Here is a 25,520-nt window from a genome sequence, read left to right as displayed (position 1 = left end):
TCCCGCCACTACCGCGCCTTGAACGATGCGATCAGGCCTTCAGCCATGCGCACGAACTGCGCGCTGGGGCCTGCGGCGCCGACACTCTGCAGGCTGACGCGAGCGCCATCGAGCAATAGCGACAGCGTGTCTGCGAGAAGCTCGGCCTGGCCGACGCCGGCCTCCCGGCACAAATTCACCAGGCGTTCGCGCTGGGCTTCCTTGAGTTCCTTGATCACACGCCTTGCCGGATGATCGGTTTCGCTCAACTCGATGGCGGCATTGGCCATGTCGCAGCCGCGGCTGTCGGCGCTGAGCATCTGGGCGGCCTTGCGAACCCAGGCGTGCAGTTGCGCGAGCTTGTCGCCAGGGTACTCAGCCTCAAATGCGTCCCACATCGCGCCGGCCTTGCACGCGGTGGCGCGCAGGCACTCGATGATCAGATCGTCCTTGGATTCGAAATGACGGTAGAGCGTCATCTTGTTGGTGCCGGCGGCTTCGGTGATGGCGTCGACGCCGACGCCCTTGATGCCATGCTTGTGGAACATGTCCTGCGCCGTCTCCAGGATTCGTTCCCGGGGCCGGACGCGTTCCGAAATGCCGTCTGCCATCGCAGTCTCCTTGGCTCCCTAAGAATTGGGGCTCCCTAAAAATTCAGCACACCTCTTGACTAGGGTGTTACCGGTCTGTAACGTCACGAATGTTACTTACTGGTAACACCTATCTTGCCTGCCGTCAACGATCGACATCGCCGTTAGGCCCTGCCGGGACGGAACCAGGGTAAGGAAACTGCCTGTCATGCGGCTTCGGCCGGTGAGAACCACGAAAAACGATTCGCGATCATTCGATGCGAATCGCCAGCAAGGAGCCGCTTCGATGTCGCAGCGCAAGGATTTGACAATCGATGAAGCCATCCGGGATCCGATGATCCGGCTGGTGATGAAGGCGGACGGCGTCGACCCGCATGCATTCGAGAGGATGCTGCGGTCGCTCGCCGATCAGCAGCATCCGGGCCGCAAGGCGCCGCCGTCTCGTTTTTCAGGAGACGCGGGATCCGGGCATGGCCGGCAACTGTCCAGGATTGCCAAGGCATTTGGCGAAGCAAAAGCATTCAACGAGGCGTGCGTTTCATGGTGAACTTTTTCATCCACCGTCCGATCTTTGCATCGGCGATCGCCATCATCATGGTGCTCGCCGGGACGATCTGTTATTTCCTACTGCCTGTCTCGCAGTTTCCCGACATCACCCCGCCGCAGGTCGTGGTCAGCGCCCAATATCCCGGCGCCAGCGCGCAAGTCGTCGCGGATACCGTCACGACGCCGCTCGAACAGCAGATCAACGGCGTGCAGGGCATGACCTACATGTCGTCGTCGAGCTCCAATGACGGCTCGTCGACAATCACCATCACCTTCGAGGTCGGCTATTCGCTGAGCACCGCCGCTGTCGATGTCCAGAACCGGGTGTCGCAGGCCGCCTCCTCGCTGCCGGCGATCGTCAACCAGGGTGGTGTGACGATCAAGAAGCAGAACCCGAATTTCGTGCTGATCGTCAACCTCACCTCGCCCGACAGCTCCATCGATCCGGTGGCGCTGAGCAACCTCGCCTATCTGCAGGTGGTCGACCCGCTGAAGCGCCTGCCCGGCGTCGGCGACGTGCAGATCTTCGGCGAGCGGCGCTATTCGATGCGCGTATGGCTCGATCCCGACAAGTTGGCCAATCTCGGCATCACCGCCGTCGACGTGCAGAACGCCATTGCCGAGCAGAACGTCCAGGTCGCGGCCGGCAAGATCGGACAGTCGCCGGCGCCGGCCGGTACCGCCTTCGAGATGCAGGTCAACGCAGTCGGCAGACTGAGCGATCCCAAGGAATTCGGCGACATCGTCGTGCGCGCCGATGCCGCGACCGGCTCGCTGGTGCGGCTGCGCGACGTCGCGCGCATCGAACTCGGCGCGCTGCAATATTCGTCGTCGGCCTATTTCGGCAAGGATCCGACCGTAGTGCTCGCCGTCTACCAGATGCCGGGTTCGAACGCGCTCGATCTGCAGCAGCGCGTCAAGGACAAGATGCAGGAACTGTCGGGCCGTTTCCCGAAGGGCGTCAGCTACGCCATGCATTACGACACGACGCGCTTCGTCTCGGCTTCGATGCAAGACGTGCTGGTCACGCTCGGCGAGGCGCTGGTTCTGGTTGTCGCCGTGGTGTTCATCTTCCTGCAGAGCTGGCGCACCACGATCATCCCAACGATCGCGATTCCCGTGTCACTGGTGGCGACGCTGGTCGTCATGTATATGTTCGGCTTCTCGCTCAACATGCTCAGCCTGCTCGGCATGGTGCTGGCGATCGGCCTCGTCGTCGACGACGCCATCGTCGTGGTCGAAAATGTCGAGCGACAGCTCGAGGCCGGACTAAAGCCGCTGCCAGCCACCCGCGCGGCGATGGCCGAGGTCACCGGTCCGATCATTGCCACAACCGCCGTGCTGATGGCGGTGTTCGTGCCGGTCGCCTTCATCCCCGGCGTTTCCGGCCGTCTCTACAACCAGTTTGCCCTGACGGTCGCGATCTCCTTCGGCATCTCAGCCTTCGTCTCGCTGACGCTCACCCCGGCGCTCAGCGCCGCCTTCCTGCGTCACCGCGGGGAAACGCAATTCGCGCCGTTCCGCTGGTTCAATGCGGGCTTCGAATGGCTGTCGCACGCCTATGCCCATGGCGTGGGCATCCTCATCCGCCTGCGCTGGATCATGCTCGGCCTGTTCGCGGCCGGACTCGTCGCGACCTATTTCGTCTGGCAGAAGCTGCCCTCAACCTTCCTTCCGGTCGAGGACCAGGGCTATTTCTTCGTCGTCATCCAGTTGCCCGACGGGGCGTCGCTGGAACGCACCGACGCGGTGGCGCAGAAGGCGCGCGACATCCTGCAGAACACGCCCGGTGTCGATATCGTCGGCTCGATCAGCGGCCTGAACTTCCTGACCAGCGCCGCCCAGTCGAACTCGGCGGTCGAATTCGCCATCCTGAAGCCATGGGACGAACGCGGACCCGACCAGAGCGCCTCCAAGCTCGTCGCCGATGTGCGCGGCAAGCTGATGCAGATTCCGGAAGCCTTTGCGCTGAGCTTCGATCCGCCCTCGATCCCTGGCATCGGCACGACCGGCGGCTTCGAATTCCAGGTCGAGGATCTGACCGGCCGCGGCAGCGTTGCCCTCAACGATGCGACGCAAGCCGTGCTCGCCGAGGCGCGCAAGCAGCCCGAACTCAACCCGCAGCAATTGTTCTCGTCGTTCTCGACCTCGACGCCGCAGTTCAACTACGACCTCGACCGCAACAAGGCGAAGCTATTGGGCTTGAGCCTGCCTGATGTGTTCAACACGCTGCAGATCTATCTCGGCTCGCTCTATGTGAACGATTTCAACCTGTTCGGCCGCACCTTTCGTGTGACGATTCAGGCCGACAAGGATGCGCGCGCCGGTGCCGCCGACATTTCGCGGCTCTATGTGCGCAATGCTTCCGGCGGCATGGTGCCGTTGAGCACGCTGGGCAAGCTGGTGCCCATCGTCGGCCCGGAAACCGTGCCGCATTACAACAACAATGCGTCGGCGCTGATCAATGGCGGTGCGGCGCCCGGCTTTTCGTCCGGCCAGGCGGTCGCCGCCATGGAACGGGCCGCCGCCACGGCGCTGCCGAAGGATTTCGGCTACGAATGGACCGGCATCACCTATCAGGAGCTCAAGGCCGGATCGATTGCGTCCATCGTCTTTGGGCTCGCCATCGTCTTCGTCTTCCTGATCCTGGCGGCGCAGTATGAGAGCTGGGCGATGCCGTTCATGGTGCTGCTGGCGGTGCCGCTTGCCCTGTTCGGTGCCTTTGTTGCCTTGTTGGTGCGCGGCATGCAGATCGACGTCTATTCGCAGATCGGCTTCGTCATGCTGATCGGCCTGGCGGCGAAGAATGCCATTCTGATCGTCGAGTTTGCCCGGCGCCGGCGCGAGGAAGGCCTGAGCATCGTCGATGCCGCAATGGAAGCGGCGCGCCTGCGGCTGCGGCCGATCCTGATGACCGCCTTCGCGTTCATCCTCGGCGTGTTGCCGCTGATGTTCTCCACAGGTGCTGGTGCAGCGAGCCGTCAGTCGATCGGCACCACCGTCTTTGGCGGCATGGTCGCGGCGACGATCCTGTCGCTGGTGTTCGTGCCGGTCTTCTATGCGGTGATCGAGCAACTGCGCGAGGGCCGCGGGCAGAGCGAACCCGCCGCCGAACATGAACAAGACCATATTGAACCGACTGCCGAACCGACGCCTGTGCGATTGGCGGAAGCGGCCGAATAGGATTGGAGACATCAATCATGCGTAAATGGAAAATCGCGTTGGGAGCGGCTGTCGCGCTGGGGGCGATCTCGATGGCGAGCGTTCACTGGCTCGACATGGGCAATCTCAGCCTCAATGCCGGCACAGCGGCCGCGACACCTGCTCCGGCGGCGTTCGTCATGCCGGTGCCGGTGGTGAGCGTGGTCAAGAAGACGATCCCGATCTATCTCGACTATGCGGCCCGGGTGGAGTCCATCCGCAGCATCACGCTACAGGCGCGCGTGCCGGGCTATCTCGAGGAGCAGGCTGCCGCAGACGGCAGCGACGTCAGCAAGGGCGATCTTCTCTACAAGATCGCCCCGCAGGATTTCGAGGCCGCCCTTGACCAGGCGAAAGCTCAGGTCCAGCGCGACACGGCAACGGTCGACTACGCACGCTCCAATCTCGGCCGCGGCACCGAACTCGCCAAGAGTGGCTACCTCGCCAAGGACAGTTTCGACCAGCGCACCAGCACCTTGCGCGAAGCTCAGGCTTCGCTCGCGGTGAACCAGGCCGCCGTGCGGACCGCCGAGCTCAATCTTGGCTATACTGAAATCCGTGCCCCGTTCGCCGGGCGCATCGGCCGCAACCAGGCCTCGGTCGGCACGCTGGTCAGCGTCGCCGGCACAGTGCTCAACACGCTGGTGCAACTCGATCCGATCTATGTCACCTTCAACCCGAGCGAAACCGATCTGGCGCAGCTCGAGGAAGCCCGTGCTGCGGGGCCTGTCGATGTCGATGTCCTGCTGCCCGGTGACACGGAGCCGCGCCAGAAGGGCCAGCTCACCTTCATCGACAACACGATCGATCATTCGACCGGCACCATCACGGCAAGGGCGACGATCGGCAATGCGAAGTTCACGCTGTTACCGGGCCAATATGTGCGTGTGAGGCTGCATATCAAGCAGCAGCCCGATGCGCTGATGGTGCCGCAAGCCGCACTCGGCTCGAGCCAGCTCGGCAAATACCTCTACGTGCTCGGAAAGGGCAACACGGTCGACCAGCGCATCGTCTCGCTCGGACCGGTCAATGGCGATCAGGTGGCCATCCTGAGCGGCGTTGCCGAAGGCGACCAGGTGATCACCGGCAATCTGCAGAAGATCGGACCGGGAATGCCGGTTTCGCCCCTGCCACAACAGAAACCGGCTACCTGATAACCCCCATCAGATCCGGTCCTGTGGCGCCCTCGACCCCCACGTCGAGGGCGCCGTTTTGCTGAGTAGCTCAACCAGACCCGCGACGTCGGCACGCTCGGCCTTGGCAGGAGCCATGAAGGCGCAATAGGGCTGGCCGAGGCGGACCGAAACGGATGAGAGCGCGATCAGGTGCCCGGCTTCCAGATCGGCACGGGCCATGACCCGCTGGCCGAGCGCAATGCCGAGACCCAGTCTCGCCGAGGCGATAGCCAGGCTGGACAGGCCGACGCGCCGTCCATGCGAGGGATCGGGCGCGCGGCTTCCTCCTGACGCTGCGAACCAGTCCGCCCAGCTTGGGTGCGAGGCATAGTTCGGCCCCCAATTGGTGTGGATGAAAAGACTTTCATGCACCTCGGCCAGACCGGAGGCGCCGTTGTTGTGACGCTGCCAGAAGTCGGGCGCGACGACCGGCAGCACATCGTCATGGACAAGGCGGACCATTCTGAGCGCCGGATAGTGATAGTCGCCATAACTGACGCGTAGATCGATGTTCTGGCGCACGACATCGACAGGGTCATCCTCGACGCGGACATCGATCGCCATCCGTGGAAAGGCATCGAGCAGCACGGCCAGCCGCGGCGCGAGCCAGAGTTCGGCCAGCGAAAACGGCACGCTGACGACAAGACGCGTTCTCAAGCCGCCTTCCAGCATGCGTCGGCCGATGGCCGCGATGTCGCCCAAAGCGCGTGCGGTCTGCGGATAGATCGCATGGCCGGCATCGGTCAGCGCGATGCGGTTGCCGCTGCGCACGAACAGCTGCTTGCCGAACCAGTTTTCCAGATTGCGTATCTGCTGGCTGACCGCCGCCGACGACACGCCGAGTTCCGTGGCGGCCAGCGTAAAGCTGCCGGCGCGCGCAGCGACCTCGAAGGCCCGCACCGCATTCAGCGGCGGGAGTTTTTCCATGCTCGCCCCTCTTCCCAAGTTTTCCTTTTGCAAGCCTAACAATTTTCCGCATTGAGAGAAAGATTTACTTGCTGTCTAGTCGCTTCAGGATTTCACGAGGACGCGACGATGAAAGACATTCTCGACCTGGACCGCTACCCGCTCGACCGCGAGGGCAGCCCCGAATGGAAGCGACTGGTGGAGGCCTCGGGCGCCGCTCTGGCGAGCAACGGCATGTTCAACTTCGAGGGCTTTCTGCGCCCGGGCATTGCCGAGCGGGCGGTCTCTGAAATCCGGCCGGTGATGGACACGCGCTCGCATGTGCACAAGCGCATGCACAACATCTACTTCAAGCCATCGATTCCGGAGTTGGCGCCCGACCATCCGGCGTTGCGCAAGGTCGAGACGATCAGCCACACGGTCTGCGCCGACCAGATTGCGGGCAGCACCGTGCTTGCCATTTATGAATATGAGCCGCTGGTGCGCTTCCTGGCGGCGGCAATGGGCAAGCCGCGGCTGCACGTGATGCAGGATCCCCTCGCCCGCACCAATGTCATGGCCTATCGGGCCGGCGAGGCGCTGAACTGGCACTTCGACCGTTCTGAGTTTACGACGACACTTCTGCTGCAGGCCGCGGAGCGCGGCGGCGATCTCGAATACCGCACCGATCTGCGCTCCGACGACAATCCGAACTATGACGGCGTGGCCAGGCTGCTCGAAGGACGCGATCCCGAGGCCAGGATATTGCGCTTGAAGGCAGGTACGCTGAACGTCTTCCGCGGCAAGAACACCGCGCATCGCGTCACCACCGTCGAGGGCGAGCGCGAACGCATGATCGCAGTGTTCTCCTATTACGAGAAGCCGGGCGTGATGTTCAGCGACGAAGAACGGGTCGGCTTCTATGGTCGGGCGGCCTGAGGCGCCTGACTGCCGAACGCCTGAATGAGTGTGCGATCCAGTAGATAGGCTCTTGTCAGATTGTCGACAATCTGCTTGTCTAGCTTTCGGTTCCTCTGGAGTGGCCGAATGGGCAAGCTGGATTTCAGTCCGATCGCGGATACGACACGCAGGGCCGAGATCGTGGCGCTGCTGCGGCGCGCGATCCTGACCGGCCAGCTCGAGCCGGGGCAGAAGCTCAACGAACTCAGGATTGCCGAACAGATGCGGGTGAGCCGCGCGCCGCTGCGCGAGGCGATGCGCGAACTGGTGCAGGAAGGCATACTGACCAGCATTCCCTATGCGGGAACCTTCGTCATCGACGTGACCGCCAAGGATATCGACGATGCCTACTCGCTCAACAAGGTGCTGGACGAGTTCGCCATCGAACTGACCTGGAAGCTGCGCGACCAGCGCTTCTTCGCCGAGCTTGACCAGCGTCATGAGGCGGTGAAGCAGGCGACCCGCGACCGCGACACCACCCGCCAGATCGAAACCGCATTGCAATTGCACGGCCTCATCCACGAATGGGCAGACAATTCGGTGCTGCTGGAGACCTGGCAGCGGCTTACCAGCCGGCTGCAGATGTATTTTGCCCTGCATCAGCGGGCGCGCAACGAACCGGTGCCATCAGAGGACATGCACGAGACCTATGTGCGGCTCCTGAAAGGCAAGGATATGCGCGCCGCCCAGCGCCATGCCCGCGAGCATATCGATCTCGATTTCGAGGAACTGCTTGCCTATGCGCGCAGCCTCGAACAGCGGGCATCCAAGGGTGGCCGGGCCGATCGTGCCCGTCAGGGGCACGGCCGACCGGAACGCGGCTGAGTCGACAGAAGCCGCAATTGGCGGCTTCGTCGGGGCATTACAGACAACGGACAGAGAAACGTGCAGATCAAAACCATCAAGGCCTACCATGTCGTGCAGCCCTTCGTGGACGGGCCGTACCGCATGTCCAAGGGGCGGGTCGCCGACGCTTTCGATGCGGTGATCATCGCCATGACGTCCGACAGCGGGCTCACCGGCTGGGGCGAGATGGCGCCGCTCGGCAATTTCTATTCGCCCGCCTTCCCCGCCGGCACACGCGCCGGCGTTGTCGAAATCGCGCCGCATCTCATCGGCCAGGATCCGCGTGGGCTGGCCAGCATAGGGCGGCTGATGGACACAGTGTTCAAGGGCCACCCTTACATCAAGTCTGCGCTCGACATGGCGTGCTGGGACCTGGCAGCGCGTGCCGCCGATGTACCGCTGGTCACGCTGCTCGGCGGGCGCGAGAGCGAGACGGCCGAACTCTACAAGGTCGTCACCCATGGCACGGTCGATGAGATGGCGGCACTTGCCAGGCGCATCGTCAAGGACGGGTTCCACCGGCTGCAGGTCAAGGTCGGCGGCAATGTCCATGATGATATCGAGCGCGTCGGCGCGGTCGCCGCGTCGGTGCCGAAGGGTACCGTGATCTTCTGCGACGCCAATGCCGGCTGGACGCCCTATCAGGCGCGTCAGTTCGCCGATGCCACGCGTGCCATCGACTACACGTTCGAACAGCCTTGCACGACGATCGACGAAAACATGTCGGTGCGCCGCTCGCTGGACAAGCCGATGGTGCTCGACGAATCCGTCGCCTCTCTGGACGACATGTTGGATATCCACCGCAAGGGCGCGGCCGACGGGCTGACGCTGAAGATCTCACGGCTGGGCGGCGTGACGAAGACACGCCAGATCCGTGATCTCGCCGTCGACCTCGGCTTCATGATCACCGTCGAGGACACCGGCGGCGCCGAGATCGACACATCAGCCATGGCGCATCTGTCGCTGTCGACGCCGCAGGAGCGCCGGCTGCATGCAATTGCCTTCCATGAATGGGTGACGGTGCGCACCGCATCGAACATGCCGCCGGTCACCGGCAGCCGCATGGGCATCCCCGATGGACCCGGCCTCGGCATCGATGTCCTTCCGGACCTGCTTGGCAGACCCTTCTTCGCGGTCGGCAGTTGAGATGAAGATCCGCCGCATCCGGGCCACACCGATAAATCTCCGGCTGGAGGCACCTTACGCCTGGGTGTTCGGCGAACTCGACGGGTTTTCGCCAACCATCGTCGAAGTCGAGACCGAGGATGGGCTGATCGGCCTTGGCGAGGCACCGACGCCGGCGGCGGCGGCGATCATCAATGACAATCTTGCGGCGCGCTTGGTCGGCCGCGACGCCTTCGACATCGCCGGTGCCGAAGAGGTCTGCCTGCCCTACTGGACCGGCGTGCAGTCAATCAACGACCGCAGCCGCATCATGGCCTTCGGCGCCATCGAGATGGCGTTGTGGGACCTGCGCGGCAAGGCGTGGCGGCAGCCGCTCTACCAGTTGCTCGGCGGCGCCGTGCGCAAGGACATTCCTTTTACCGACTATTTCTCGCTGCGCGGCGATGGGCCTCAGGTGAAGGGCGAGAAGACAGCGGAAGAAGTCGCCGACTACTGTGTCCAGCTGCACGAGACGCATGGCACGACCTTCTTCGAAGGCAAGTTTTCGACCGGGGATACGAAGGTCTCGCTGAAGATGGTGGAATTGATCCGCCAAAAACTCGGCGACGAGGCGATGATCCGCATCGATTCCAATCAGGCCTATTCGCTGACGACGGCCAGACGGCTGGCGCGGCCATTGGAAGAGCTCGGCGTGCGCAACTGGGAAGACCCGGTGGCGACCATCGAGGAGATGCGCGAATTGCGCCGCCACTGCTCGATCCCGTTCTCGACCCACAATATCGACATTGCGCGCGCCATGGAGATCAAGGTGCCGGACGCCTTCGTCGGCAATCCGACCGCGCATGGCGGCATCGGCCGCATGCTGCGCTTCGTCGGCGCCTGCGAGCATGCCGGCATCGATTTCTGGTGCTACAGCGGCGACAGCGGCATCGGCAGCGCCGCCTATCTGCATCTGTGCGCGGCATTCGGCTGGATCAGGGAGCCGAACCAGTCGTTGTTTCGCATGCTGCCGATGGACGTCATCGAGGAAGGGCCGTTTTCGCCTAGGAATAATGTCGTGCGAGTGCCCGAAGGCCATGGCCTTGGCGTCACCCTGTCGCGCGAAAACCTTGCCGCCTGCCATCGCGACTTCATCGAGAACGGACCGTGCAACAAATATCATGACCCGGCAAAGCCGGGGACCTATCGGCGCCTGCCGTTGAACTAGGAGTGATCACACGAACCGACAGGAGACAGCTACAACAGGAAAAGCCGCAGCCACGAACGGGAATGAATGGTGGAAGCAGTGCCTTGAAAACCGGCCCCTCCGCCGCAAGGACGGGGTGGACCGGCCAAGACCGCATGCTACAGTCTCGACAGACCTCGTTGACGGCCGGGATACGGAGAACATCCTGAATTCGTCAATCACAAGAACATAGGGGAAAGGGTAGAACCCATGAGCAAGAATTATCGCATTCTCGATCTCATCCGGCGCAATCGCTCGCCGCTCGAAAATCATCTTATCGACGGGCTCGTCGATGGCCGGGTCAGCCGCCGCGATTTCATTCGCCACGGCAGCCTGCTCGGCCTGTCGTTGCCGCTGCTCGGCCGCATCGGCATGGCCGCGGGCCTAGGCGCCGCGCCCTCTCTTGCCCGTGCCCAGGGTGCGCCCGGCGCCACCATTCGCGTCGCGAGCAGCGTGCCCGCCGCGGCCATCGACCCGGTGACTATCGCCGACGCCGGCGGCCTTGTCGTGCTGCAGCAGGTCGCCGAATTCCTCTGCATCGACGGCCCGGACCTCGTGCTCAAGCCGGCCCTTGCCGAAAGCTGGAAGCCGAACGACACCGGCACTGTGTGGACCTTCAAGCTGCGCAAGGGCGTCAAGTTCCACAGCGGCGGCGAGATGAAGGCGGATGATGTCGTGGCCAGCATCGATCGGCTCGCCGATCCTGCCAATTCGTCCAACGCGCTGTCGGTGTTCACCGGCATCCTGCAGAAGGGCGCCACCAAGAAGGTCGACGACTACACCGTCGAATTCCACCTCGACGCGCCGAACGGCAACTTTCCCTACATGGTGTCGTCCGACAACTACAACGCCGTCATCATCCCGGCGAGCTACAAGGGCGACTATGAGAAAAGCTTCGACGGCACCGGGCCGTTCAAGCTGGAAAAGTACACGGCGAAGGTCGGCGCCTCCTTCGTGCGCAACGACGATTACTGGGGCGACAAGGCGCTGCCGGAGCGCACCGAGTTCACCTTCTTCGCCGACACGCAGCCAATGATCCTGGCGCTGCAGGGCGGTCAGGTCGACATCATCAACCAGCTGCCGGTGCTGGCAGGCGTCGGCCTGCTCAACGATCCGGCCATCGACATCATCAGCCTGAAATCGGTTGCGCACCAGCAACTGCACATGCGCTGCGATTCCGATCCGTTGAAAGACCCGCGCGTACGCCGCGCCATCGCGCTTTGCCTCGACCGCAAGAAGCTGGTCGCCGGCCTGATGAAGGGGCGCGCCATCGAAGGCAACGACAGCCCATTTGCCTCGGCCTATCCTTCCACCGATCCGACCGTGCCGCAGCGCGAGCAGGACATCGCGCAGGCCAGGCAGCTGATGGAAGCAGCCGGCGCCGGCAAGGGTTTCAAGGTAACGCTAACCACCGAGCGCTATCTGGAGATTCCCGAATATGCCCAGCTCATCCAGAACTGGGTCAAGGAGATCGGTGTCGAGCTCGATCTCAACATCCTAGACCAGGGCGCCTATTACGGCGATGCGGTGTTCGGCAAGTCGAACTGGCTGGATTCGGTGATGGGCATCACCGACTACGGCCACCGCGGCGTGCCGAACGTCTTCCTGGCAGCGCCGCTGAAGAGCGACGGCACCTGGAATGCGGCGCACTTCAAGAACAAGGACTACGACATGCTGGCGACCAGCTACATTGCAGCGCTCGACCTCGAGGCGCAGAAGGCAACTGCCGGCAAGATCCAGAAGCTGCTGCTCGAGGAAACGCCTGTCATCTTCGGCTATTTCTACGACTATCTGACGGCGACCACGAAGGGCCTGACCGGCGTGCAGCCGACCGCCATGTCGCAGCTTTTCCTGGAAAAGGCCGCGAAGGCCTGATCGGGAGGAAGAGCTGATGCCTGCGACCGCCAGCCCCGAGAAAGGGCTGGCACTTCGCGACCAGCCGGGAAAGGGTGGGGCGGCGCCTTGCCCGGCACTGGCCATGGCGGGACGATGATCCAGCATTGACGCATCCCATGGAGTCCAGAACCCTGCTCACCACCATGCATTGGGGGACATACGAGGTCAGTGCCGAGAACGGCAGGCTTGTCGGTGTCGAGCCGTGGAGCGGCGATCCCGATCCGTCGCCGATCGGCAGGTCCATGCTCGGCACCACCGAGGGAAGCATGCGCGTCTCGCGCCCCGCCTTCAGGCGCGGCTGGCTCGAGGGAGACAGATCGGCCGGCCGCGGCCGGCGCGGCAGCGAGCCTTTTGTCGAAGTGCCCTGGGAAACGGCACTGGATCTCGTGGCCGCCGAACTGGACCGGGTCCGCGTCGAGCACGGAAATGCCGCAGTCTATGCCGGATCCTATGGCTGGGCGAGCGCCGGGCGCTTCCACCATGCCCAGAGCCAGGTGCACCGCTTCCTCAACACGATAGGCGGCTACACACGCTCGATCCTCAGCTATTCCTACGGTGCGGCGGAGGTGATCCTGCCGCATGTGCTTGGCAGCACCGACGGCCTGACGGGCAATCATTCCACCTGGGACGGCATCGTGCGGCATAGCGAGTTGATCGTTGCCTTCGGTGGGTTGCCCTGGCGCAACGCGCAGATCCAAGGTGGCGGCACGGGGCGGCACGAGGCTTCCGCCGCCTTGCGCAAGGCAGTCGGCAACGGCGCCCGGCTCATCAACGTGTCGCCCGTGCGCGACGATGCTCCGCGCGCAGTCGAGACCGAGTGGCTTCGTCTGAGGCCGAACAGCGACACTGCCCTGATGCTGGCTCTGTGTCATACCCTGATCAGCGAAGGCCGCCACGACGAAGCGTTTCTGGCACACTGCTGCACCGGCTTCGAGATGGTGCGGGCCTACGTCATGGGAGAGAGCGACGGCCAGCCGAAGAACCCGGCATGGGCGGCAGCCCTCACCGGTGTGGCCGAGGACAGAATGGTGGCGCTGGCGAGAGAGATGGCGGCCAAGCGCACAATGGTGATGGTCAGTTGGTCGCTGCAGCGCGCCGATCATGGCGAACAGCCCTATTGGGCGGCGATCACGCTCGCCGCCTTGCTCGGTCAGATCGGCTTGCCGGGCGGCGGATTCGGATTCGGCTATTCCTCGACCAACGGCGCGGGAAGACCGGAACTCGGATTTCGATGGCCCTCCCTGCCCCAAGGCTACAACAAGGTATCGAGCTTCATCCCCGTCGCGCGCGTGGCCGACATGCTGCTCAATCCGGGCGGATCGTTCGAGTTCAACGGCGCCGCCCTGTCCTATCCCGATATCAGGCTCGTCTACTGGGCCGGCGGCAATCCGTTCCATCATCATCAGGACCTGAACCGGCTCGTCGAGGCATGGCAGCGTCCGGAGACGATCATCGTCCATGAGCCGTTCTGGACGGCGACGGCGCGGCATGCCGACATCGTCCTTCCGGTCACGACGACGGTGGAGAGAAACGATCTCGCCTTCTCGAATCGCGATAATCTGATGGTCGCGATGAAACAGGTCATCGAACCGGTTGGGGAAGCGCGTGACGACTACCGGATCTTTGCCGATCTGGCCACGCGGCTTGGCGTGCGCGAACCCTTCACCGAAGGGCGCGACGCAGGCGAATGGATTCGGCTGCTCTATGCGCAGGCAGCAGAGAACGCCGCTGCCGTCGGCATCGACATGCCGCCATTCGAGCGCTTCTGGCATGACGGCCATGCCGAACTGAGGCGGCAAATCAACTCGCAGATATTCCTCGGCGCTTTCCGCGCGGATCCCGAGCGGCACCGGCTGGCGACCCCGTCGGGACGCATCGAGCTGTTTTCCTTGGCGATCGATGCCTTCGGCTATGATGACTGCCCAGGCCATGCCGTCTGGCGTGAGCCGCTGGAATGGCTGGGCAGCAGCCTGGCTGGACAGTTCCCGCTGCACTTGCTGTCGCCGCAGCCGGCCGACAAGCTCCACAGCCAGTATGACCATGGCTCGGTCAGCCGCGCCGGCAAGGTGTCGGGCCGTGCCCCGCTGTTGATCAATCCGATGGACGCCGCGGCGCGCGGCATTCAGGACGGAGAGATCGTTCTCGTCTTCAACGACCGCGGATCGTGCCTGGCCGGCGCAATAGTGACGGACGGGCTGATGCCGGGGGTGGTGCAGCTGCCGACCGGCGCCTGGTTCGATCCTTCCGAGCCCGGGCAGTCGCCCAGTCTGGAAAAGCACGGCAACCCGAATGTGCTTACGGCCGATCGAGGCACGTCACGACTGGCCCAATCGCCGACCTGCAATTCGACGCTGGTTCAGGTGTCGCGCTTCTCGGGGACCGTTCCACCGGTCACGGCGTTCGATCCACCTGCTATGTTGAGTTTGCCCGACGTCCCTGACTTGCCAGGGCCGAAGGGCTTTTCATAAGGAGTCGGCGACATCCTAAGCTTCCTTATCCGACGCATCGCCCTGTCGCTCGTGACATTGTTCCTGTTGAGCATCATGGTGTTTCTGGGTGGGCAGGTTCTACCGGGCAATGTCGGGCGGGCGATACTGGGTCCGTTCGCCGACCAGCGCGCGGTCGATGCGCTCAATCACTCGCTTGGCGTCGACCGGCCGCTGCTGACCCAGTATGGCAGCTGGATCTGGAACTTCATCCAGGGCGACATGGGCACGTCCTATATCTTCCGCTCGCCGGTGGCGCCGTTCGTCATCGATGCGCTGGGCAATTCGATGAAGCTGGCGGCGGTCGCCTTCGTGCTGGTGGTGCCGATCGGCATCCTCGGCGGCGTCATTGCCGCGCTCAACCTCAACCGGCCGCTCGACCGCATCATCAGCCTGGGCGGCCTGTCGGTGACGGTGCTGCCCGAATTCGTCACCGGCATCATCCTCATTCTGATCTTCGGCGTCTGGCTGCGCTGGCTGCCGATCTCGGCCGCATGGCCAAGGGATGCCGGCTTCTTCACCCAGCTCTATTACCTGATCCTGCCCTCGCTGCCGCTGTTCCTGGTGCTGTTCGGCTACATCGCCCGCATGGCGCGCTCCGGCATGATCGAGGCGCTCGATTCCGACTATACCCGCACCGCCGTGCTCAAGGGTCTGCCGTGGCGCACGGTGATCTGGCGCCATGTGCTGCGCAATGCGCTGTTGCCGACGATCACCGTCATTGCCACCCAGACCGGCTATCTCATCGGCGGCCTCGTCGTCATCGAGACGCTGTTCCGCTACCAGGGCATCGGCTCGCTGATCTTCACCGCCGCGCGCGGCAAGGATTTTCCAGTGCTGGAGGCCGGCATCCTGACCATCGGCATCGTCTATGCGGTGGCAACCCTGGCCGCCGACTTTCTCTACTCCGTGCTCAATCCACGCATAAGGCTGGGGACAGACCAATGAGCGCCACCGACGGTTCCGCCGGCATGCCGGCTCCGGCACCCAACGATACCAGCCGGCGCGGGCCGCTGGCCGAGGTGTTTTTCTCCTTGCTGAGGTCGGGCACCTTCCTCACCGGGCTTACCATCGTTGTGTTCTGGGTTGCCTGCGCGCTGTTTGGCGAACACTTTGCTCCGTACGATCCGCTGGCCGACGACATCATCAACGCGCTGGCGCCGCCCTCGGCCGAACACTGGTTCGGCACCGACCAGATCGGCCGCGACGTCTTCTCGCGCGTCATCGTCGGCTCGCGCGACATCCTCACCGTCGCGCCGCTCGCGACCTTGCTGGCGACGATAGCCGGCACCGCGCTCGGGCTGTTCACCGGCTATTTCCGGGGCATTGTCGACGACATCATCAGCCGCATTCTCGAAGCCTTCATGGCCATCCCCGTGGTCATCGTGGCGCTGCTCGCCATCGTCGCGCTCGGCACCTCCAAGACCACGGTCATCGTCGTCATTGGCCTGAGCTTCGCGCCGATCATTGCGCGCACGGTGCGCGCGGCCGTGCTGGCCGAACGCGAGCTCGACTATGTCGCCGCCGCCCAGCTCAGGCACGAAAGTGCACTGCATACGATGTTCGTCGAGATTCTGCCCAACGTCATCCCGCCGATCCTGGTCGAGACCACGGTGCGGCTCGGCTACGCCATCTTCGCCGTCGCCACGCTCTCCTTCATGGGTTTCGGCATCCAGCCGCCGTCACCCGACTGGGGGCTGTCGATCTCCAGCAATTACGGCATGATCGGCGGCGGCTTCTGGTGGACGGTGCTGTTCGATGCGCTGGCCATCGCCTCGCTGGTGATCGGTGTCAATCTGGCGGCCGATGGCGTCCATGGAGCGTTCAATGACTGAACCCGCCAACGCGCTCGAACTCCGCGACCTCTCGGTCGCCTACCGCGTCGGCGGCCGCGACCGGGCGGTTCTGCGTAATCTCAATCTCACCATCGGCCAGGGCGAAGCCTATGCGCTGGTCGGCGAATCCGGCTGCGGCAAGTCCACCGTGGCGCTGTCGGTGGTGCGCTATCTCCCGCGCAATGGTTCGATCACCGGCGGCGCGATTGCGCTCGACGGCCAGGATGTGATGAAGCTCGATGCCGAAGCCTTGCGGCGCGCCCGTGCCGAAAGCGTCTCCATGGTCTATCAGGATCCGGGCAAGGCGCTGAACCCGTCGATCCGCATCGGCCGTCAGCTGACCGAGATCTTTGAGCTTGCCGGCGTCTCGGGACAGGCAGCCAGCGGCAGAGCGGTCGCCATGCTCAACCGGGTGCGCATCTCCGATCCGGCGAGCGTCATGCAGCGCTATCCGCACCAGCTTTCCGGCGGCATGCAGCAGCGCGTCGCCATCGCCATGGCGCTGGCCAACGATCCCTCGATGCTGATCCTCGACGAGCCGACGACCGGCCTCGACGCCACGGTCGAAGCCGAAGTGCTCGACCTGATCGGGCAGTTGCGCCAGGAACTGTCGGCCTCGATCCTGTTCATCAGCCATAACCTCGCCGTCGTCTCGAAGATGTGCGACCGGGTCGGCGTGCTCTATGCCGGCATGCTGGTCGAGGAAGGACCGACGCAGGCCGTGTTCAACGATCCGCGCCATCCCTATACGGTGGCGCTGCTGCGCTGCCTGCCGCGTGGCGGCCAGCGCAAGGACCAGGGCCGGCTCGACACCATACCCGGCTTTTTGCCCGGCATCGGCTCCGACATCAAAGGCTGCGCCTTCGCCGACCGCTGCGCGCTCGCCACCGAGCGCTGCCGCACCGAACCGCCGCCGCTCTACGAGCTGGCTGACGATGCGGGGAACCGGCTGTCGCGCTGCCACTATCACGAACAGGCGCAATCGCTGCCGCGCGCCACACCGAGCAATATAGCGGCTCCCGCACGACAAGCGGCATCGCCGGCGGTGCTGCGCGTCGAGGGCCTCAACAAGACCTATGCCAGCCATGGCCACCCCTTGCGTGCGGTCAAGGATGTCTCGGTCAGCCTGCGGCCTGGCGAGACGCTCGGTCTGGTCGGCGAATCCGGCAGCGGCAAGACCACCTTCGCCAGGCTGCTGCTCGGCCTGGTGGCGCCGGACGAAGGCGGCATGATCGAGCTCGAAGGCAAGCCGCTGGCGCCGCGGCTGGAGAGCCGCGGCGACGACCAGGTCAAGGCCATGCAGATTGTCTTCCAGAACCCGGACTCTGCGCTCAACCGCTCGCATTCGATCCGTCATTTGATCAGCCGGGCGCTGAAGCGGCTGGCAGGCCTCTCCGGCAAGGCGCTCGAAGCCCGCTTGACCGATCTCGTCCGCTCGGTGCGGCTGACCGAGCGCCATCTTGCCGTCAAGCCGCGCCAGCTCTCGGGCGGGCTCAAGCAGCGCGTCGCCATCGCGCGCGCCTTCGCCGGTGATCCGCGCATTGTCGTCTGCGACGAGCCCACTTCCGCACTCGATGTCTCGGTGCAGGCGGCCATTCTCAACCTGCTCGCCGACCTGCAGTCGAAGGAAGATGTCAGCTACATCTTCATCTCGCATGACCTTGCCGTGGTTCGCTATCTCTCCGACCAGATCGCCGTGCTCTATCTCGGCAGGATCATGGAACTCGGACCGTCAGAAGCTGTCTTTGCCGGGCCGCATCATCCCTATACCGAAGCGCTGCTGTCGGCCGTGCCAAAACTCGACCAGACCGAGACGTCACGCATCCGCCTCGACGGCGAGATCCCCAGCGCCACCAACCCGCCACCCGGCTGCGTCTTCCACACCCGCTGCCCGCGCAAGCTCGGCCCAATCTGCGAGCAACAGGAGCCGCCACTCAGCGAGACTGAACCCGGACACGCAATCCGATGCCATATCCCCTATGCCGAACTGGCAACACTGCAGAAGAAGGTCGTCCAGCCGGAACCGGCCTGATGACGGCTACGCGCCCGGCAGCGCGTCAGCCATGCTGAAGGCACGATCGCCTTCGGCGAAACCTTCACCTGCCGACCACGCGTTTGCCAGCGTGCGCAATCCCTCCAGGGCAACCTCCAGAATGTCCGACGAGGTTGGATTCTCGGGATAGGCCAGGTAGATCGGGCGCTGGAATACCGGCGCGTCCGCGATGCGTCGCAACTCGCCACGCTCGATGTGGCCGCTGACTGCACTGAGCGGCAGATAGGCGGCGGCCTTTTGCGACAGCACATGCTGCAGGCCGATGAAAACCAGCCCGGCCGATATTGCCGGTTTCACCATCGCCGCAAAGGCCCGGTCGTGCTCGATGCGGAATTCCAGCCCCCAGTCCATGAGAATATAATTCTCGGTCCAAGGCCCGGTTTGCGCGGCATGCTGGACCAGGACGACCTGATCGACCGCCAGCGTTTCATAGACGATGCCGGGGTGCGGCCGCGGCAGATAGAGGATGCAGATGTCGAACAGGCCCTCGGCCATCTGGTCGATCGCCAGGTCCGGGAAACTGCCCTCGAGCCGCAGCGCAACGTTCGGCCGCCTTTCGCGCATCCAGGCGATCCAGGGCGAGGTGATGCGGTCCCAGAGATAGGCCGGAGCGGTGAGCCTGAGCAGCGTCTCATAGCCGTCGGGAACGGCGATGTCCTGTCTCGACTGTTCCCAGGTGCGGGTGATCGAGGAGGCGTGCGGCAGGAACTGCCGCCCGGCCGGGGTAAGTGCTACGCCGTCGCGGTCGCGAACGAAAAGCCGGCGTCCCAATTGCTCTTCCAGGCCCCTGATCCGCGCGCTGACAGTGGATTGGGCAAGGTTGAGCCTGTTGGCCGCGACGGTGAAGCTGCCATGGGCGGCGACCTCGAGGAAGCTGCGCAGATTTTCGGTGTCCATGTTTAGGCCTCTCGCATCGAAAATTTCGATGACCCCATCAAAAAATATCGCTTTCCGGGTGGGGTCAACAATGAACTAGATGGCGAAGCCCCCGCGATAAGCAAGGAATGCCGCCATGCCAAAGCATTTCAGGATGATCGATACCGCCCGCAGAAACCTCACCGCAATCGAAAATTCCGCTATCGAGGAACTCCTGGCCGGCAGGATCGGCCGCCGCGATTTTCTTCGTCATGGCAGCTTGCTTGGCCTGTCGCTGCCGTTTCTCGGCGGCATCGCCTCGGCGGTTGGCCTTGGCGCACCGCAGGCGCGCGCCGAGGGCAAACCGGGCGGCACCGTGCGCGCCGGCGTCGCGACGCCGGGCGGTGCCATCGACCCCGTCACCTATTACGACAGCGGCAGCTACCAGCTGGTGTTCCAGACCGCCGAATTCCTCTGCATCACCCAGCCGGACCTCACCTTGAAGCCGGTGCTGGCCGAAAGCTGGTCGCCGAACGAGGACGGCAGTGTGTGGACCTTCAAGCTGCGCAAGGGCGTCAAGTTCCATAATGGCGAAGAGTTCAAGGCGGCTGACGTGGTGGCGACGTTCGACCGACTGGCCGATCCGAGCGGGTCGTCCAACGCGCTGTCAGTGTTCAAGGGACTGCTGTCGAAAGGGGGCACCCGGAAGGTCGACGACTATACCGTTGCCTTCCATCTCGATGCGCCCAACGGCAGCTTTCCCTATTCGGTGTCGATCGACAATTACAACGCCGTCATCCTGCCGGCGAGCTACAAGGGCGACTACGAAAAGACCTTCGAGGGCACCGGACCGTTCCGGCTGGAGAGCTACACGCCGAAGGTCGGCGCGACCTTCATCCGCAATCCCGACTATTGGGGCGAGAAGGCGCTTCCTGATCGACTCGAATTCAAGTTCTATGGCGACGTGCAGCCGCGCATCCTGGCGCTGCAGGCGGGCGAGGTCGACCTGCTCGACGCCGTCCCGCTCGATGTCAGCCAGGTGGTGCTGAACAGTCCCGATATCACCGTCTTGCGCGTCGCCTCTACCGCCCACCGACAATTGCATATGCGCTGCGACATGGCGCCCTTCACCGACAAGCGCGTGCGCCAGGCGCTGGCGCTGTGCATCGACCGCTCGAAGCTGGTCGATGGCCTTTGCCGCGGCATGGCGGCGACCGGCAATGACAGCCCATTCGCGCCGGCCTTCCCGGCGACCGACAAATCGGTGCCGCAGCGCACGCAGGACATCGCCAAAGCAAAACAGCTGCTCGAAGCGGCTGGTTTGGCCAGCGGCTTCGACATGACGCTGACGACGCTGCGCTATTCCGACATTCCGGGCTACGCGCAATTGTTCCAGAACTTCGCCAAGGAGATCGGCGCCCGCATTTCGCTCAACATCGAGGACCAGGACAAATATTATGGGAAGGCGGTGTTCGGCCAGTCGGACTGGCTGGACAGCCCGCTCGGCATCACCGACTACGCGCATCGCAGCGTGCCGAACGTGTTCCTCAAAAGCCCGCTGGTCAGCGACGGGCCGTGGAACGCGGCGCACTTCAAGAATTCGACCTATGACGGCATGGTCACCAGCTATTTGAAGGCGCTCGATATCGGCGCGCAACAGAGCGCGGCGTCAGACATCCAGAAACTGCTGCTCGACGAGACGCCGGTCATCTTCAGCTATTTCCCCGACCTTTTGGTGCCGGTGCGCAAGAATGTCAGCGGCCTGCCGCCGATCGCCGCCGGGCTGCTGCTCGATCGCGTTTCCATAGGCTGATCATGACCGCGCACCAACGCCCGATCGCAAAAGAAAAGAAACGGGAGACTATCATTCGCAAGCCCCATCTACGCGGCCGCGGGCCGCATTTCCCTTTGCTCGACACCGTCGTGCAGTATGAGTTCGAACCGGGCTACGTCGCCTTCACCATGCCCTGCCCCAAGCGGCTGCGCGTGCAGGTCGGCTCGATGACCGTCGCCGACACGACCAAGGCGCTGGTCTTCTACGAATCCGATCATTTGCCGGTCTATTATTTCCCGATCGGCGATGTGCGCGAGGAGTTCCTGCTGCCCAGCAAGACGACGACGGAGGACCCGTTCAAGGGCGTCGCCACCCATTATTCGCTGAATACCGGCATCACGCTGGTCGAGGACGGCGCCTGGCGCTATCTCGATCCGGTCAAGGGCTGCCCGCCAATAGCGGACTACATATCCTTCCACTGGAGTAAGATGGGGCACTGGTTCGAGGAGGACGAGGAAATCTTCGTCCATGCCCGCGACCCGTTCCGCCGCGTCGACTGCCTGCCCTCGTCAAGACGCGTGCAGGTGATCCTCGATGGCGAGCAGGTGGCGGATTCCCGCCGCGGTGTGTTCCTGTTCGAGACCGGCCATCCGGTGCGCCACTATCTGCCGATCTCCGACACCAGGCTCGATATGTTCGCGCCCAGCCGTTACATTTCGCGCTGCCCCTACAAGGGCATCTCCAATTATTACCATGTGACGACTCCCAAGAAGCGCCACGAGAACCTCGTCTGGTACTATCCCGAACCGGTGCACGAGGCCGAGCGCATCAAGGGGCTGGTGTGCTTCCACCACGAGTTGGTCGACAAGATCCTGGTCGACGGCGTCGAAATTCCCAAGGAAGCCACGGCCGCGTCGGACGGCTATTTCTAAGGCTGTTCTTCTCCAATCGTCTGCTGAGATCCAATAGCCGCAGTGACTGCAAGGTGCCGTCGCTGTGGCTGTGCGTTTGCGTCGTATTGCGGTGATCCGACGCTGCCCCTCCACGAATCCCTAGTTAGTTCGCGTTGCTGATACCAGCACCGCCTGTCGAAGATTTGCCGAATTGTCGATTGAAATATTTTTCAAATGGAAATAGGAATGTTCAAAAGATGAGTTCGGCGCGGCGGCGCGTCAGGAATTGGAGGAAGCGACATGTCCCATCCGCAATTCGCAGCGGAACTTTTGCAGCGTGCTGAAAAGCAGGGACCGATCACCATCGGACTTGCCGGCGCCGGGCAGATGGGCACCGACATCGTCGTCCAGGTGGCGCTGATGCCGGGCATGCGCATCGGCGCCATTTCCGAGGTCAGGCCGCAAGCAGCGATCGACGCGGCGCTGCTCGCCGGCCACGACCGCTCCGACATCGTGCAGGCGGCCAATGCGGCCGCCATCGACCGCGCCATCGAGGCCGGCAAGATCGCGGTGACCGAGGATTTGCACGCGCTGGCGGCAGCCGGCCGCATCGACGTCATCATCGACGCGACGGGCAATCCCAATATCGGCACGCTGTTTGCGTTGGAAGTGATGAAGAACGGCAAGCATATCGTCATGCTCAATGTCGAGGCCGACATCACCATCGGGCGTTTCCTGAAAGAGGAAGCGCGCAAGGCCGGCGTGGTCTATACCGGTGCGGCCGGCGACGAACCCGCCTGCACGCTGGAGATCATCGGCTTTGCCAGGAGCCTCGGCTTCAACATCATTGCCGCCGGCAAGGGCAAGAACAATCCGCTGAAGATCGATGCCATGCCGGCCGACTACGAGAAGGAAGCCAGCGAGCGCAACATGAATGCGCGCATGCTGGTCGAGTTCGTCGACGGCTCCAAGACGGCGATCGAGATGGTGGCGATTGCCAACGCCACCGGCCTGGTGCCCGATGTGCCCGGCATGCACGGTCCGACGGCGACGCTGGAGGAACTGGCCAGCGTGCTCTGCCCGCGCGAGGATGGCGGCGTGCTGCATCGCAAGGGCGTGGTCGATTATTCGATCGGCAAGGGTGTGGCGCCAGGCGTGTTCTGCATCATCGAGACCAGACATCCGCGCGTGCTGGAACGCATGGTCGACCTCAAGGTCGGCAAGGGCCCCTATTTCACGATCTTCCGCCCCTACCATCTGACCAGCCTCGAAGTGCCGCTGTCGGCGGCGCGCGCCGTGGTCTATAAGCGCGCCGACATGGAGCCGCTCGACCATCCGGTGGCCGAAGCGGTGGCGGTGGCCAAGAGCGACCTTGGGCACGGACAGTCGCTCGGCATGATCGGCGAGAACGACTATCGCGGCTTTGCCATGACCTGGGAGGACGCACGCGCCAAGGGCGCCCTGCCGCTCGGGCTGGCCGAGCGCGCCAAGGTGGTCAAGCCGGTCAAGACAGGCGACTTCCTCACCTATGAAAATTGTGTACCCGACGATTCGATGGTGATAACCCAGATCCGCCGTCGTCTCGACCAGTCGGACGGACGGTTCGTAACCAACGCTGCCTGATCTCCACCGGATATTCGCCTGATGGACGATGTCGTAATCGGGATCGACGCCTCGACGACGGCCGTGAAGGCGATCGCCTTCACGCGTGACGGCAAAGAACTCTTCCAAGCGCGGGAAACCTATCCGCTTTCCAATCCCAGACCCGGCCATTTCGAACAGGACGCCGAACATTGGTGGACGGCGCTGCTCGGCGCGTTGAAAGCGGTCACCGACAAGGTCGGCGCCGCGCGCGTGGCGGCGATTGCCATAGCTCACCAGCGCGAGACCTTCACGCTGATCGACAGCGCCGGCAAGCCGCTCATCCCCGCCATATTGTGGCTCGACGAGCGCGCCCGCCCGCAGGTCGCCAGGCTTTCGGCCGAACTCGGCCGCGAGGCGATCCGCGACTGGAGCGGCAAGCCGCCGGATCCCACCCCGGCGCTCTACGCCATCGCCTGGCTGGCCGAACACCAACCCCAGGCGCTCACCAAGGCGGCGGCACTTGTCGATGTGCATGTCTTCTTCGTCCACCGGCTGACCGGGCGGCTGGTCACCAGCACGGCAAGTGCTGATCCGCTCGGACTGATCGACATAGCGGAAGGCGCCTGGCATCCGCGCCTCGTTGAGGCTGCCGGACTGCGGTTGGAGCAGTTACCGGAGTTGGTCGCGCCCGGCACGGTCTGCGGCGGCCTTACAGAAAGCGTTGCCCGGCTGACCGGTCTCAGGGCCGGAACGCCTGTCGTCGCCGGCGCCGGCGATGGCCAGGCGATGGGCTTAGGCATGGGTGTCCACGGCGCGGGCAAGAGCTATCTCTCGCTCGGCTCCGGCGTCGTCAGCGGCTGCCATTCCGGCACTGTCGCCACCTCGGATGCGTTTCGAACGCTGGTCTCGCCGACCGGCTCCGGCTTCATGCTGGAGACCGTGCTGCGCTCGGGCATGCAACTGGTCGACTGGATCGTGCGCACGACAAACTCTGCCTCCGCGGCGGCACTGGAGAAGGCGGCGGTCGATGTCGCCGCCGGTAGCGACGGCCTGCTCGTCATGCCCTATTGGGCCGGCGTGATGAGCCCTTATTGGGACGGCGCGGCGCGCGGCGCGATCGTCGGCCTGTCGCTCGACCACGAGCCGAAGCATCTCTTCCGCGCCGTATTGGAAGGCATCGCCTTCGAGCAGGCTATCGCCAGCGAAGCGATGGAAGCGCAAGCCGGCGGCAAGCCAACGGCGATGATCGCGGCTGGTGGCGGCACCAATTCGGCGCTGCTGATGCGCATCATGGCCAGTGTGCTGGAACGACCGCTCTCCGTCTCACCAGTGAATGAGGCGGCGGCACTGGGCGCCGCCATGCTCGCGGCCTCGGCAATCGGTTGGTTTGCCTCGCCCGAGGCCGCGGCGGAAGCGATGACGGCAGCGCCGACCAGGCATGTCGAGCCGGTCGGCGAGCTGGTTTCCTTCTATCGCACGCGCAAAGATATCTACCGCGACCTCTATCACGCGACGCGCGACATTCATGCGCGGCTAGGTGAGGTTGGGCACGTTTAGTTTAGTCACGCTACGACGTGAGACGCCGGCAGGCCAGAGGGGGGCGCGAAGGATC

19 protein-coding genes are annotated in these 25,520 nt (G+C 63.9%); 16 read left to right on the top strand and 3 right to left on the bottom strand.

From position 1 onward, the window contains the following. Positions 1-8: 8 nt before the first annotated feature. Positions 9-590, bottom strand: a complete 582-nt coding sequence (locus MESS2_RS27425; RefSeq protein WP_008877855.1) for a TetR/AcrR family transcriptional regulator — start codon at positions 588-590, stop codon at positions 9-11. A gap of 265 nt (positions 591-855) precedes the next feature. Here MESS2_RS27425 and MESS2_RS27420 point away from each other — a divergent pair, with 265 nt between their 5' ends. The 3 genes from MESS2_RS27420 to MESS2_RS27410 are packed head-to-tail and all read left to right on the top strand — an operon-like array spanning position 856 to position 5,470. Then, positions 856-1,116, top strand: coding sequence for a hypothetical protein (locus MESS2_RS27420; protein WP_008877853.1), 261 nt, complete (start codon positions 856-858; stop codon positions 1,114-1,116). After that, positions 1,110-4,298: an efflux RND transporter permease subunit gene (locus tag MESS2_RS27415; protein WP_040594136.1), complete on the top strand. Its 3,189-nt coding sequence runs from the start codon at positions 1,110-1,112 to the stop codon at positions 4,296-4,298. The genes MESS2_RS27420 and MESS2_RS27415 overlap by 7 nt, the downstream gene beginning before the upstream one ends. Before the next feature lie 17 nt (positions 4,299-4,315). Further along, positions 4,316-5,470: an efflux RND transporter periplasmic adaptor subunit gene (locus MESS2_RS27410; RefSeq protein WP_040594135.1), complete on the top strand. Its 1,155-nt coding sequence runs from the start codon at positions 4,316-4,318 to the stop codon at positions 5,468-5,470. A gap of 9 nt (positions 5,471-5,479) precedes the next feature. Here the strand turns inward: MESS2_RS27410 and MESS2_RS27405 are convergent, their stop codons facing one another. Beyond that, complete coding sequence (locus MESS2_RS27405; RefSeq protein ID WP_008877850.1) at positions 5,480-6,418, bottom strand: LysR family transcriptional regulator; 939 nt, start codon at positions 6,416-6,418, stop codon at positions 5,480-5,482. Between the two features lie 108 nt (positions 6,419-6,526). Here MESS2_RS27405 and MESS2_RS27400 point away from each other — a divergent pair, with 108 nt between their 5' ends. From MESS2_RS27400 to MESS2_RS27360, 9 genes are all read left to right on the top strand, one after another. Further along, positions 6,527-7,315 (top strand): HalD/BesD family halogenase, encoded by a 789-nt coding sequence (locus MESS2_RS27400; protein WP_008877849.1) that lies wholly within the window; start codon positions 6,527-6,529, stop codon positions 7,313-7,315. Between the two features lie 108 nt (positions 7,316-7,423). Further along, positions 7,424-8,161, top strand: coding sequence for a GntR family transcriptional regulator (locus tag MESS2_RS27395; RefSeq protein WP_008877848.1), 738 nt, complete (start codon positions 7,424-7,426; stop codon positions 8,159-8,161). A gap of 60 nt (positions 8,162-8,221) precedes the next feature. After that, on the top strand, positions 8,222-9,328 hold the full coding sequence (locus tag MESS2_RS27390; protein WP_008877847.1) for a mandelate racemase/muconate lactonizing enzyme family protein: 1,107 nt from the start codon (positions 8,222-8,224) through the stop codon (positions 9,326-9,328). A gap of 1 nt (position 9,329) precedes the next feature. Then, entirely contained in the window at positions 9,330-10,514 is a 1,185-nt protein-coding gene (locus MESS2_RS27385; protein WP_008877846.1) for a mandelate racemase/muconate lactonizing enzyme family protein, read from the top strand. Between the two features lie 228 nt (positions 10,515-10,742). After that, a complete protein-coding gene (locus tag MESS2_RS27380; RefSeq protein ID WP_008877845.1) occupies positions 10,743-12,407 on the top strand; it encodes an ABC transporter substrate-binding protein in 1,665 nt (554 codons plus the stop codon). A 137-nt stretch (positions 12,408-12,544) separates the two neighbouring features. Further along, complete coding sequence (locus MESS2_RS27375; protein ID WP_008877844.1) at positions 12,545-14,896, top strand: molybdopterin guanine dinucleotide-containing S/N-oxide reductase; 2,352 nt, start codon at positions 12,545-12,547, stop codon at positions 14,894-14,896. A 75-nt stretch (positions 14,897-14,971) separates the two neighbouring features. Next, positions 14,972-15,862, top strand: coding sequence for an ABC transporter permease (locus MESS2_RS27370; RefSeq protein WP_006330197.1), 891 nt, complete (start codon positions 14,972-14,974; stop codon positions 15,860-15,862). Then, complete coding sequence (locus tag MESS2_RS27365; RefSeq protein WP_008877842.1) at positions 15,859-16,749, top strand: ABC transporter permease; 891 nt, start codon at positions 15,859-15,861, stop codon at positions 16,747-16,749. Before MESS2_RS27370 ends, MESS2_RS27365 begins: the two co-directional genes overlap by 4 nt. Further along, positions 16,742-18,781, top strand: a complete 2,040-nt coding sequence (locus tag MESS2_RS27360; protein WP_040594134.1) for a dipeptide ABC transporter ATP-binding protein — start codon at positions 16,742-16,744, stop codon at positions 18,779-18,781. Before MESS2_RS27365 ends, MESS2_RS27360 begins: the two co-directional genes overlap by 8 nt. Positions 18,782-18,787: 6 nt before the next feature. On the opposite strand, the gene MESS2_RS27355 is transcribed toward MESS2_RS27360, so the two are convergent. Then, positions 18,788-19,699: a LysR family transcriptional regulator gene (locus MESS2_RS27355; protein WP_008877840.1), complete on the bottom strand. Its 912-nt coding sequence runs from the start codon at positions 19,697-19,699 to the stop codon at positions 18,788-18,790. Between the two features lie 115 nt (positions 19,700-19,814). On the opposite strand from MESS2_RS27355, the gene MESS2_RS27350 reads away from it, so the two are divergent. The 4 genes from MESS2_RS27350 (at position 19,815) to MESS2_RS27335 (ending at position 25,465) form a co-directional block, all read left to right on the top strand. Beyond that, positions 19,815-21,470 carry an ABC transporter substrate-binding protein gene (locus tag MESS2_RS27350; protein ID WP_008877839.1) on the top strand — a complete coding sequence of 552 codons (1,656 nt, stop codon included), beginning with the start codon at positions 19,815-19,817 and terminating at the stop codon, positions 21,468-21,470. 2 nt (positions 21,471-21,472) lie between these two features. After that, a complete protein-coding gene (locus MESS2_RS27345; protein ID WP_008877838.1) occupies positions 21,473-22,363 on the top strand; it encodes a DUF427 domain-containing protein in 891 nt (296 codons plus the stop codon). Between the two features lie 261 nt (positions 22,364-22,624). After that, positions 22,625-23,947, top strand: a complete 1,323-nt coding sequence (locus MESS2_RS27340; protein WP_008877837.1) for an NAD(P)H-dependent oxidoreductase — start codon at positions 22,625-22,627, stop codon at positions 23,945-23,947. Between the two features lie 21 nt (positions 23,948-23,968). Next, positions 23,969-25,465, top strand: a complete 1,497-nt coding sequence (locus MESS2_RS27335) for a xylulokinase (protein ID WP_008877836.1) — start codon at positions 23,969-23,971, stop codon at positions 25,463-25,465. Positions 25,466-25,520: the final 55 nt, after the last annotated feature.

The organism is Mesorhizobium metallidurans STM 2683 (genome assembly GCF_000350085.1).
GTDB classification, from domain to species: Bacteria; Pseudomonadota; Alphaproteobacteria; order Rhizobiales; family Rhizobiaceae; genus Mesorhizobium; species Mesorhizobium metallidurans.
The sequence above is the reverse complement of the archived record's forward strand: the minus strand, read 5'-3'. Positions and strand labels throughout refer to the sequence as shown.